The following is a 12,906-nucleotide window of genomic DNA, read 5'->3' as shown; positions in this document are numbered from 1 at the left end:
CAATTTATTTATTTTAAGTAATGTATTCATTACACACTTACTTACAATTCATAAGAAAATCTTTTAATATTCTAATGGAAACCGTTTTTCTGTATTTTGCACTTGATCTCTGATCGTCTATAGGTTTGATACTACTCCTATAAATATCCTTTACCACATCAAATAGATCTTCATCAATCTTCTTGCCTATAAGTCTTCTTTCTGCCTCTTCACATCTGATTACCGTTGGCCCCACTGCTCCGAAGGCAATCCTTATATCAGAGATTGTTTTGTTTTTAATATTGGCAAGGCCTACAAAAGATAATTTGGATATAGCATCTGCTTTTCTAGCCCCAACTTTTTTGTAATAAGTATAAGAAAAGTCTTTAAGAGGTATCTCTACTGATTTAACCAATTCTTCCTCTTTCAAAAGGGTTCTACCTGGCCCTACTATAAAGTCCATTATAGGTATATCCCTAGATGTCTCTTTTCCTACAATATTTATACTTGCATTAAAATTGTATAATACAGGTAATGTATCCCCTGCTGGTGAGGCATTAACAATGTTACCAACGAGTGTTCCTATATTTCGTATTGCTGGAGAAGCAATTTCTTTTATGGCTTTTTTTAATATTTCTGGCACCCTTGGGTCCTCAATAATTTGAGCATATGTACAGGCTGCCCCTATAATAAGATTGTTTTTTTCTTCAGTAATGTATTGTAATTCTTTTATGTGACCTATGAATTCAATAGACTTTTCAAATTTTGGCAGCAAACCTGAAGCATTTTTCTTTTTAACCATAATATCTGTCCCACCTGCAATAAGAATAGATTTGCTCTTGTCTTTAATACAAATGGCCTCTTCAAGGGTGTTAGGATAATACACTTTTACCATAGATATCCCCCTTTTTCAGCTGCCAACAATATGGCATCAACAATCATGTTATAACCTGTACACCTACATAAATTACCTGATATTGCTTCTCTAACCTCTTCTTCACTTGGGTTAGGCTTTTTTGATAATAAACCTTCTGCTGCCATTATCATTCCTGGTATACAAAAGCCACATTGAACAGCTCCTGCTTCTGCAAAACATTCATTTAACATCTCAAATCTTTTTGTCTTTTTATACCCTTCAACTGTATAAATCTGTGTGTCTTTTATAGAACCTATAGGTACCAAACAAGAATTAATAAGATTACCATCTATTAAAACTGCACAAGCACCACATTCTCCTTCTCCACACCCTTCCTTACAACTGGTTATTCCTAAGTCATCTCTTAACACGTCTAACAATCTTTTAGAAGGATGTGCTTTTACATCTATTACATCATCGTTTAATCTTAATTTGAATAGGTCATACATCCTCTAACACCTCCATTAAATCCTCAGGGGTTACTGGTGTTTTATAGAATTGGCCATTAACGGCATTCTCTATTGCTGCTATTAATGCTGGTGCACCGCCAATAAGTGTAAGTTCACCTGCTCCTTTAGCTCCAAAAGGCCCTTCTTTATAAGGATTTTTAATTAATCTATTTTCCATCCTCACCACGTCTTTTGCTGTGGGAATAATATAATCTGTTATGGTTTTTTGTTGGATACTACCTTTTTTTGATGCCATAACTTCTAATGAGCCATAGCCTAAACCTTGAAGCATCCCACCTTCTATTTGACCTTGAATAATTCTTTCATCAATGGCTATTCCCACATCAAATACGGACCATATCCCTGACAAATGTATTTGCCCTGTTATGGTATCCACTTCAACTTCAACTACATTTACCCCCCAAGAATAAGTAGGGTAAGCATCTCCAGTAAATTTCTTCTCATCCCAAGGAATAAATTCAGTATGCTTATAATGTTCAGTAATCTCTTGTTCTTTACCATCAACCCATATTTCTTTTAGATGTTCTGCTGCTCTTTCTAATAACTTGCCAACGATCATAAGAGATCTGGATGCAACAGTTGGTCCTGAATCAGGGACTCTATCTGTATCTGGATTTGCATATATAACTTTATCTATGGGTACCTCTAAAACCGTTGAAACAATTTTATTTAAAGTGGTTTGCAACCCTTGACCTATATCTACATTAGATACCAATATTTCTACTATGCCATTAGAATATTTTTTTAACTTCACTGTGGCTCTAATATGATCTCTTTCTCCACTTCCTGTAAATCCACAACCATGTAAAAACAAAGAAATACCAATGCCTTTATTTGTAATACATTTTCCTTCTTTGTAAGTTCTATATTTTTCACTATAATTGGATAGGTTCTCTATCTCTTCAAGCATTTCTGGTAGCAATATAGTATCCCTAAAAAAACCACTTGTAGAAGTTGAATCTCCTGTTTTAACCATATATCTTTTCTTGTATTCCAATGGGTCTAATCCTAATTTTTTAGCAATATGACCCATATGCATTTCTATTGCAAAAAAACTCTGTGGTGCACCAAATCCTCTAAAGGCCCCTGTAGGTACTGTATTCGTTGCTAATGCCTTCCCTTTTACTTTTAGATGAGGTATATTATAAACTCCTGTTGCACATATAAGTGAACGTTGCATTACAACACTTGACAACCCGGCATATGCACCACCATTAAGTTTTATATCTATATCCATTCCTAAAATATTACCTTCTTTATCTAAAGCCGTTTTATAAGTTAGTTTAGCTGGATGTCTTTTGGTTGTCACTTCCATATCTTCTTTACGGTCCATTATAAGTTGCACTGTTTTTTTTGTTTTAAGTGCGGCTAAAGCCACATGGCATCCTAGTAATGAAGGATAATCTTCTTTACCACCAAATCCACCACCTGTTGTGGATTGTACAATTCTAACTTTGTTCTCAGAACATCCTAGGGCGTGAACTACAGCATTTTTCACATAGTAAGGACATTGTATCGATCCATACACAGATATTTTATCTTCTGCATACACTGCAACCATTCCTTGTGGTTCAATATACGCATGTTCTTGGTAACCTGTTTCAAATGATTCTTCAAATATTTCATAGGCCTTTTGAAATACGTCATTACAATCACCCTTTTCATATTGGTATTTTGCAAAGGAATTATCTGTTTCATAAATGGGCTCTATAGTATTATCTAAAGCATCCTCTATATTTAAAATAGGCATTCTATCTTCATATGTAACAACAATACTTTCAACAATTTTCAAAACCATATCTTTCTTGGGACCTACGACTAACAATATAGGCTCTCCAATATAATTCACTTTATCTTCTGCTAAAACTGGATTGTCATTGACAATTACCTTTAAAATGTTTTTACCTGGGATATCTTTGTAATCTATAACAAAGTAACCTTCTGGCATTGTGGGTATGTGAATCTTTTCGATATAAGCTCTTGTTCTTGTTGATCTTAAGGTTTTAACAAACAACATATTTTCCCATTTAATATCAGCTATGTATTGAATACTGCCTTCTGTTTTTACCCTATGATCTGTTTTCTTTATAGGAGTACTTATGAAATTTTTCATTTTTTCTCCTCTCTTTCTTTAAGCTAATTTATCCTTATCTTTAAGGATCACTTTGTTCCTTCTCATCAAAGTTTTTCTAACTTTGTAAGAATAACGCCCCTTTTCAAACAACTTTTTGCTTTATAAAAAGAAAAAGGAGCCTTATTCTTAGAATCATCTTCTAAGAATAAGGCTCCTTTGCCTAAAAAAGCGGGTACACTTTTAATACATCTTTGTATTTATTTTTATAATAATATATTTATTATAATATCAATAAATTTAAATGTCAATAAAAAATGTTTAGTCAGATTAAAAAATATTTTCTATAGCTTTGACAGGGCATTGAGATTCACATAAACCGCAACCAAAACACTCATCCTTATCTATATATATGTTCTCATCTACATATTTAATAGCAAAATATGGACACAACTTTTCACATTTTTTACATAGGATACACTTATCTTTTATAATATTAGGATAATTTACAAGGTTGTATTCAACAGTTCTTGATTCTAATCTTGTACTGATGACTTCTTGTATGGATTTAAAACCATATTTATCTAATGCTTTAGGTAGATTTTTTATGATTTTTTTATATAGGTCTTTGCCTTGTAACATTGCTGCAGATAGCATTTGTACACCATCTGCTCCTGCTAGTAAAAACTCTAAAACATCTTCAGCTGTAGAAATACCTCCAACGCCAATAACTGTACATTCAGGCACTTCTTTTTTTATTCTATGTACTAAGGCTAATGCCAAAGGCTTTATAACAGGTCCTGATGACCATAGTTCCCCCTTTTCATTGCCAACCAAGACTTTTCTCTTCATTAAATCTATTTTCATTGTAGGTCCTAGTGAATTAATGGCCACAACACCATTACCACCATTGTCTAAAACCATCCTTGCAAAAGCAACTGGGTCTGGCAGATGTGGGCTTACTTTCATAAAAAAGGGTTTCTCTGTTTTTGACCTAATCATTCTAACTGTTTCTGCAATAACCTCTAAGTCTTTACCAACATAGTGGGTAGATATTTCAAATGCATCTGCAAAGGGGTCTAATTTAGGGATTAATACTTCCATATCCTCTTTCGTATACCCAACACTTATAAATAAAGGTATTTCAATACCTTCCCTTACTTGGGGTAAAAATTCATTAACCCAGGCATCAGGTCCAAATTCAGACCATAATTCTGCATTCATAATAAAATCTCTACCACCATATATACAGGGTCTTGGTACCTTTGCAGCTCCTTGAGATATGGTTTTTGTAACCATACCTCCTACTTTGAATTGGGATATTGCTATCATTTTCTTATGATCTCCTACCAATGGCCCTGATGCAGGCATTAGTGGATTCTCTAAAGTAATTCCTGCTAGGGTTGTTTTTAATTTTTGGCTCATTATAGAACCTCCTCCCATAACTTTTTAGACAGTTTTCTTGCCGAATCGTATATTTCCTCTTGATCTGTTTTTATTTCATAATCTTTCATTCTCAATATTCCATTACACCATAAGTCTCTTGGTCTAAAATTATCACACACACCGTAGAAAAAATGCCCCATTATATTCTCTTTGGTAATTTCTGTTGGTGCTATATATGGAATAGCCATAAAATCTGCTTTATAACCTTTTTCAAATCTTCCTAGTGAACATCCTAATATTTTCTCTGCATAGGTATACTGATTTCGAATTATTATTTTTATATCTTCTAAAGAAATTGCCAAAGGACTTAACTCTCTATGGTGCATTGAATAGAAAAAATTATGAAATTCCCGTGTAAAGTTATACCCTAAGCCGTCGTTTCCAAGGATACAAGTTAACCCTTTTTCTTTCATTCGTTTATAATTTGGTAATCCAACCCCATTATTCATATTTGAAGTAGGGTTTAAAGCGATTACAATATCCTTTTTAGCAAGGACATCCATCTCATTTTCATCTAAATGAATACAATGAGATAAAATAGATTCTTTCCTTAACAAATCATACTCTTCTAATCTGTAGATCACTTTTTTTCTATATTTTTCTAAACTATGAATTTGATCTTCTATACTTTCTGCCACATGGATGTGTATTGGGAGATTCTTTGTGTCACTAGCTATTCTTTTTAATGTTTGATTAGATAAAGTCATAGAAGCATGCATACCAAATAAACCTGCATATTGATCTGTTTTATTTTCACTAAAAGACATATTTTCTTCTATACATTCTGAAATATTAAACCGATCACTGGTTTCAAAACAAAAAATACCTCTTAGTCCCATTTCATCACATATGCTTTCTTTTAATTTGTTTAAGCTTCCTAAAATATCCTTACCACTTGCATGATGATCAATAACCGTTGTGATACCATTTTTAATAAACTCTATGCCACTTACTAAGCCACTATAAAATATGGCATCGTGATTCAATCCACTGTCTAATTTCCACCACATTTGTTGTAATAATTCCTCAAAGCTATTTGGTGTAATACGTGTAATCCAACCTCTAGCAAAAGTAGAGTATATGTGAGAATGACCTAAAACCAATCCCGGCGTAACTATACTGCCTTTACAATCGTATGCCCTATCTACATTTGGACAGTTATCCATAGAACCAACGTCAATAATCTCTTTATCAAAGAGTACATACTGATTTTTTTTATACGTTTCAAAATCAAATAAATCTGCATTAATTAAAGCTTTCATCTTCTTCCAACTCACTTTCTAAATTAGTATACCTTTCTTTATGGAGATATTAATTTGTTGAAAGAATTCATTCCCTATCTTTTTGGCTTTTTGATACAATGTCCAGATATTACTCTAAATTCAGTATTGCCTTCAAGAACTATATTTCCATTTACCATGACAAGTTTTAACCCTTTTGGATATCGGTCTGGTTCTGTATAGGTTCCAATATCTCTAAACTCAGATTTTTCAAAGATAACCAAATCTGCGTAATAGCCAGATAGAATCTTGCCTCTTTTTTCTAATTTAAAGACTTCTGCAGGCTTTGAAGTCATTTTGCAAATGGCATCTTCCAATCTTAATACCTTTTCTTCCATTACATATTTTCCAATCACTCTAGGAAATGCCCCATAAGCTCTTGGATGAGGTTTTCCACCTAACAATCCATCTGTACATACATTTTGCTCTGGTCTTTTTAATAACTTAGTAATATGTTCTTCGCTACCATAATAATCAATCATTCCAACGCCATTTTCCTCTTCAACCAATAAGTCAAATGCAGCTTCAAGAGGATCTTTATTCTTTATAAGACCAATTTCTTTAAGATTTTTACCTATTAGAGATTTGTTTTTCTCTGTTTTTACACTGGTAATATATATCCCATCTAAACCTGCGAATTCTACAAAATTATCCCAATCACAATTGGTTTCTAATATATCCTTTATTAATTGTTTTCTTATTGTATTGTCTATTAATCTACCTAAAAGCTTATTGGTTCCACCTGAATGGGCCCAAGGAGGTAAAATCACACTTAACATCGTACTTCCAGCAGTATAAGGGTATTGATCAAAAGATATAAATATCCCTTCTTTTTTTGCATCATCAATGATTTTTAGAACTTTATCCATCTTATTCCAATTGTTTTTACCACATATTTTAAAATGTGAAAAATGTATTTTAACTCTAGATTGTCTTCCAATTTCAATGATTTCTTCCATAGAATCTAAAATTGTATTAGCCTCACTTCTTTGGTGAACCACAAACACGCCATCATTTTTGGCAACAATTTTATTAAGTTCAATAAGTTCTTCAATATCTCCATAGGCACAAGGAATATATATTAATCCACTAGAGAATCCAATTGCACCTGAATCCATTTCCCTTTGTAAAATATCTTGCATCAATTGAATTTCTTTTTTTGTAGCTTTTCTATCTACTAAACCAATAGCTTCCATACGAATATTGCCATGGGGTACCAAATATGCCACATTGGTAATAAGACCTTTTTTTTCTAGCTCTTGAAAGTAACCTTGGGTTGTTTTATACTCCCAATTAATGGACTCACTTTCACCATCTAATCCTGCAATATTTTTTCTCCAATCTTCAATATATTCAATTGGTAAAGGTGCCATAGAAATACCATCTTGCCCTAAAATCTCCGTTGTTATCCCTTGATGTATTTTAGGGCTTATATAATTGTCAATCAAAATTTGCAAATCAGAGTGACTATGAGTATCAATAAACCCTGGTGCAACCACACAACCATTTGCATCAATTATTCTATCGTATATACCATCAATATGATCGCTTATTAGTTTTATTTTTTCGTCCTCTATGGTAATTTCTCCCAGGTATCCTGGCATCCCAGTTCCATCAACAATGTAGGCATTTTCAATTTTAGTTTTCATATGACATCCTCCTCCCTTAAACAAGTGAAGTCAAAGTCTCAATTAACTTGATATAACCTTTATATGCTCCTATTAATTGGTCAATTTCAATATATTCATCAATGGTATGAGCAAGATTTTCTTTTGAAGGACCAAATCCTAAAGTTTTTATACCTGCTTCACCTGCATAGTGGCTACCATTCGTACAAAATGAATATTGGGTAATAGTTGCAGGTATCCCTATGTCTTTTAATCCCTTTTGAGACAGTTGTATAAAGTCAGAAGTTTCATCGTATAACCAAGCTGGGAAAAAACGAGTGCCTTTTATTTTATTACCTGTATGGCATAACTCTTCTCCATCTGCAAATTGCACTTTTCCATTAATATGGGTATATTTCTCTATAATTTCTTTAATTGGCCCTATAACCTCTTCTTTTGTTTCTCCTACTAATAATCTTCTATCATAGGTAATTCTACAATAATCAGGCACTACAGAGGCTCCTGGATATGGTGATGAAATAATATCCGTAAGTTCTAGAATCCCTTTGCCTAAAATGTCATGGGTTGTATAAGGGATTTCTCTAATTTCATTAATCAATTGGGATGCACCATAAACTGCATTCACCCCTTTTTCAGGGTTAGCAGAATGAGCCGGTTTACCAAAAGTTTCAACAACTATTTCTGCCCTACCTCTTTGACCACATTTGATATTTAACTCAGATGCTTCACCTATTATGACATAATTTGGTTTAAATCTTTCACTTATTTTCCTTGCTGCAATCCCTTCAAAACATTCCTCATGGACCACACCGGCAATATAAATCTCACCTTTAAAATCTTTTTCTAGAACTTCTATAAAATAAACACCTGCCATTATCATAGCACTAAGAGCGCCTTTCATATCAGATGTTCCTCTACCAAAAATTTTTCCCTCTGAGAGTTCTCCTCCAAAGGGATTGTATTGCCACTTACTTGGGTCATGAACAACCACTGTGTCTATGTGGGCATCTAACAGTACTTTCGCACCTGGCTTTTTACCAATAATTTTACCAACAACACTGCCATACTCATCAACAACGACTTCATCAAAACCGTATGTATAAAACATATCCACTAATTCTTTTACCAACTCACCTTCTTCACCTGAATAACTTGGTATTTTGATGAGCTTTTGACATACGCTTATTAGTTCTTGAACTTTACTATCCATCATATCATTCCCTTCTTTCTATTCCATAGGATATTTACCGTCCCAAACAATTTCTCTGTATGTGTTTGCATCTGTATCTCCTTCAGTACTAAAATTCAACACTACAGAAGTCTCATCTATCTCAAGAGCTTCTTTTAATTCTTTATACTCATCCATATTCAAAAGGCTTAACACACCTACACCAACAGCCCCTGATTCTCCTGATATAATTTTTTCATCTAATCCCAAAGGATTTCCTAGGATACGCATCCCTCTTGCACTTACCCAATCTGGTACAGATAAAAACATATCCCCATAAACACTTAGGATTTCCCAAGCCAACGGATTGGGTTCTCCACAAGCAAGACCTGCCATTATAGTGTTAAGATCACCTGATACAGGGGTTACCTTATTTTCACAGATGGATCTATAAAAACAATCTGCTTTGTCAGCTTCTAATATAACTATTTTAGGAGTATTTTCTTTGTATGCCTCAACAAAAATAGATGTCATTACTGCTGCAAATGCCCCTACACCAGCCTGTAAAAATATATGAGTTGGATTTTTACCTTCTAACTGGTCTAATATTTCTTTTGCCACCGTTGAATATCCTTGCATAATCCAACGTGGTACGTCTTCATAACCTTCCCATGCCGTATCTTGAATGATTTCTACATTTTTTGTTTTTCCTTCTTCTACCATCCAACGTACTGTGTCATCATAGTTAAATTCTTTTATTTCTGCTGTAGCACCTAAATCTAGTATGTGATTCAGTCGATTTTGTGTTGATCCTTTGGGCATGAATATACTTGCCTTAACACCAAGTTGATTGGCTGTCCAAGCAACCCCTCTGCCGTGATTCCCATCAGTTGTTGAAACAAATGCTATATCTCCTAATTGCTCTTTGATTTCTGATAACTTTAATACTGAAAAAGGCAATTCATCAATGGATCTACTCAACCTTTTTGCAATGGTTTTCCCCATAGCATATGCTGCTCCAAGTACTTTAAAAGCATTAAGACCGAATCTATAAGACTCATCTTTTACAAGAATCCCACCTAACCCTAAGTATGAAGATAAATGCTTTAAATCCCTTAAAGGCGTTACTTCATATTCTTCAAAACTTTTATGATAGTTTATAACTTCCTCACTTATCTCTGAATTCATCAACTGATTATTACTATCTTCTTTACTTTCCTTAATAGAATTCATTACCCATTTTATTTTCTTATCCATTCTTACGCCTCCTAAATTTTATAATGAATTTTTATTATCCTTTTGCTATACTTAAATACATTAAGTCTAAAAAACAAAAAGATCCTATAGCCAAAGGTTTTCTTTGGTATAGGACCTCTTTGCCCCAAATATTTTAGTATAAGTAAAATTTGTTTAATCACATTATAATTTATCTTGATGTACTTTGTCAATAACTCAATTGTTCTTATCAAAATAGGCTTTAGCTGCTTCATAGTCCTCTATTGTATCAACATCCATTAAGATTCCTTTTTCTTCTACTTTTACCAATTGAATTTCTCTATTTTGGATAAAGGCTTTTAAGTTTGAATCCATTGGTTCCTTTAGTATTAAAGGAATCAATTTATTATGAAGGACTATTGGATGACCTTTTCGTCCTTTATAAATAGGAATAACAACTTCTCCATCCACCTCTAATAAAGAATTATATGTTCTTTCGGATAATAAAGGGTAATCTCCAGGTGTAAAAAGAAACCTAGCACTTTTTACCTTGGCAATACCAGCCTTTACTGATGAGAACATACCTTTTTCGTATTCTTCGTTGTATATCAACTCTACTTTATCATAATCTTTTATTAATTCTTTGATGATTTCAACTTTATAACCACCTACAACAATGATCCGATTACAAAAAGGATACATCACTTCAATATTTCTTTGTAAGATGCTTTTCCCATCAAAATCAAGAGCCATTTTAAAAGCATTGGCACGACTAGAAAAACCTGCTGCTAGAATAACACCTTCTATATCTGAATTCATATCATCACCTACTCTCATGCCTCTACAATGGTTATAACATCACCTACTTTAACCGTACCACCTTTATTGACAATCGTAAATATACCTTCTATGGGCATAATACATTTACCGACTTGTTTTCCTATTTCACAAGCACTATGACATTTTTTTCCTATTTGTGATACCTCTTGTATGGTGTCACCAATGATCATTTTGGTCCCAATGGGCAATGTAAATAGTTCTATTCCTTCTATGGTTAGATTCTCTGCAAAACTACCAAGGGGCAATTTTTTACCAAGTTCTTTTTCCATTTTTTCAATACTTTCTTTGGCGAGTAAACTTACTTGTCTAATAGGTGCTCCCCCATGGGCATCATTTAGCAATCCAAAATTTTCTTTGAAGATGCCTTGATGAGTGGGTGTTTTTAAAATGCCTTTCTTATCACTATAATTAATAGAAATGACTTTTCCTATTCTTTCCTTCATTTTATCACTTCCTTATGTAGTCCCCTGATTTTCCGCCAGTTTTACTTATTAATTTAACCTCTTTTATCACCATATCTTTATCAACTGATTTACACATATCATAAATAGTTAAAGCTGTAATAGACACCCCTGTTAATGCTTCCATCTCAACACCTGTTTTCCCAACAGTTTTAACTTTTCCTTCAATAATAATTTCTTCTTCTTTTAATTCAAAAGATAAATCTACTCCTGAAAGAAAGAGGGGGTGACACATAGGGATTAATTGTCCTGTTTGTTTTGCACCCATTACGCCCCCAATTTGTGCAACAGAAAGGACATCACCTTTCTTTATATAACCATCTTTTATTCTTTGGATGGTGGACGGTTTCATTTGAATAATACCTTGAGCAATTGCAACCCTTGTTGTATCTTCCTTTCCACTTACATCTACCATCCTTGCTCTACCCTCTTTGTTAAAATGAGTAAATGTCATCATTATCACCCTCCTATATTATACATGTTGGTTTTCATATATTGATTGTTTTCTAATTGGTGAAACTCTGGTTTTTCCATAATTGAATATTCTATAATATCCTCTATTCTACGTATTTCTGTAGAATTTCTAAGTATGTCTTTTATATTAACCTTATCATTATTAAGCAAACAAAATTTTATATCTCCTTGAGAGGTTACTCGTATTCTATTGCAATGATTACAGAATTTACAAGATACAGGTTTTATTAACCCTATTTTACCTTTTCCATCGGATAATTCATAGTATTGAGCTGGAGAGGACTTATCTGTAGAATTTATTTCTCTAAGGTCTGGTACGGTCTTTAATACGGTTTCTGCCGATATGAACTTTTCCTTTGCCCATGAAATACCATGTCCAATTGGCATTAGCTCAATAAATCTTAGTTCAACTTTTTCTTTTATGGACCATTCCACAAATTCTTCTATCATATGATCATTAAACCCTTTTATAAGAACGGTATTGATCTTAATAGGACCTAAACCCACAGCCCTTGCTTCCTTAATCCCATCCAATACCTTCTCTAGTTGACCCCCTCCTGTTATAGAAGTATAATCCTGAGCATTTAAAGTATCTAAACTAATATTTAATCTACTTAATCCTGTTTCTTTTAGGTCTTTTGCATATTTCTTAAGAAGAATACCATTGGTTGTCATTGCTAAATCTTTTATGCCTTCTAGTTTAGATATCTTTTCTACAAATTCTATAATTCCTGGTCTTATTAAAGGTTCTCCACCTGTTATTCTAACTTTATTGATACCTACTTTTGTAAAAGCTTTTATAATACAGTACATTTCATCTAAGGTTAATAGATTGCTTTCTTTTTCTTGAAATATTTCTCCTTCTGGTACACAATACCGACATTTCAAATTGCACCGATTTGTTATTGAAACTCTTAAATAATTGATTTCTCTTCCATAACTGTCTTTCATAGTAATC

The 12,906-nt window shown here is 33.3% G+C and carries 12 protein-coding genes; all 12 read right to left on the bottom strand.

Annotated elements, in window-relative coordinates; translation table 11 throughout:
* Positions 1-37 precede the first annotated feature (37 nt).
* Positions 38-874, bottom strand: coding sequence for an FAD binding domain-containing protein (locus EDC18_RS00170; protein WP_132249076.1), 837 nt, complete (start codon positions 872-874; stop codon positions 38-40).
* On the bottom strand, positions 868-1,344 hold the full coding sequence (locus EDC18_RS00165; protein ID WP_132249075.1) for a (2Fe-2S)-binding protein: 477 nt from the start codon (positions 1,342-1,344) through the stop codon (positions 868-870). Before EDC18_RS00165 ends, EDC18_RS00170 begins: the two co-directional genes overlap by 7 nt.
* Positions 1,337-3,478 (bottom strand): xanthine dehydrogenase family protein molybdopterin-binding subunit, encoded by a 2,142-nt coding sequence (locus EDC18_RS00160; protein ID WP_132249074.1) that lies wholly within the window; start codon positions 3,476-3,478, stop codon positions 1,337-1,339. The genes EDC18_RS00165 and EDC18_RS00160 overlap by 8 nt, the downstream gene beginning before the upstream one ends.
* 288 nt (positions 3,479-3,766) lie before the next feature.
* A complete protein-coding gene (locus EDC18_RS00155) occupies positions 3,767-4,861 on the bottom strand; it encodes a 4Fe-4S binding protein (RefSeq protein WP_132249073.1) in 1,095 nt (364 codons plus the stop codon).
* Entirely contained in the window at positions 4,861-6,144 is a 1,284-nt protein-coding gene (locus EDC18_RS00150) for an amidohydrolase family protein (protein ID WP_132249072.1), read from the bottom strand. Before EDC18_RS00150 ends, EDC18_RS00155 begins: the two co-directional genes overlap by 1 nt.
* Before the next feature lie 74 nt (positions 6,145-6,218).
* The gene (locus tag EDC18_RS00145) at positions 6,219-7,811 is read right to left on the bottom strand and encodes an N-acyl-D-amino-acid deacylase family protein (RefSeq protein ID WP_132249071.1); all 1,593 of its coding nucleotides are present in this window, start codon (positions 7,809-7,811) and stop codon (positions 6,219-6,221) included.
* Between the two features lie 16 nt (positions 7,812-7,827).
* Positions 7,828-9,003 (bottom strand): YgeY family selenium metabolism-linked hydrolase, encoded by a 1,176-nt coding sequence (locus tag EDC18_RS00140; RefSeq protein WP_132249070.1) that lies wholly within the window; start codon positions 9,001-9,003, stop codon positions 7,828-7,830.
* Between the two features lie 15 nt (positions 9,004-9,018).
* Positions 9,019-10,215: a diaminopropionate ammonia-lyase gene (dpaL, locus tag EDC18_RS00135; RefSeq protein WP_132249069.1), complete on the bottom strand. Its 1,197-nt coding sequence runs from the start codon at positions 10,213-10,215 to the stop codon at positions 9,019-9,021.
* Between the two features lie 195 nt (positions 10,216-10,410).
* Entirely contained in the window at positions 10,411-10,992 is a 582-nt protein-coding gene (locus EDC18_RS00130; protein WP_132249962.1) for a nucleotidyltransferase family protein, read from the bottom strand.
* Positions 10,993-11,006: 14 nt separating this feature from the next.
* On the bottom strand, positions 11,007-11,456 hold the full coding sequence (locus tag EDC18_RS00125; RefSeq protein ID WP_132249068.1) for an MOSC domain-containing protein: 450 nt from the start codon (positions 11,454-11,456) through the stop codon (positions 11,007-11,009).
* Positions 11,457-11,460: 4 nt separating this feature from the next.
* Positions 11,461-11,931, bottom strand: coding sequence for a cyclic pyranopterin monophosphate synthase MoaC (moaC, locus tag EDC18_RS00120; protein ID WP_207669135.1), 471 nt, complete (start codon positions 11,929-11,931; stop codon positions 11,461-11,463).
* 2 nt (positions 11,932-11,933) lie between these two features.
* Positions 11,934-12,899 carry a GTP 3',8-cyclase MoaA gene (gene moaA, locus EDC18_RS00115; protein WP_132249067.1) on the bottom strand — a complete coding sequence of 322 codons (966 nt, stop codon included), beginning with the start codon at positions 12,897-12,899 and terminating at the stop codon, positions 11,934-11,936.
* Positions 12,900-12,906: the final 7 nt, after the last annotated feature.

This window comes from Natranaerovirga pectinivora, from assembly GCF_004342165.1.
Classification (GTDB): Bacteria; Bacillota; Clostridia; order Lachnospirales; family DSM-24629; genus Natranaerovirga; species Natranaerovirga pectinivora.
Note: the sequence above shows the minus strand (reverse complement) of the source record. Positions and strands in the feature narration are given on the sequence as shown.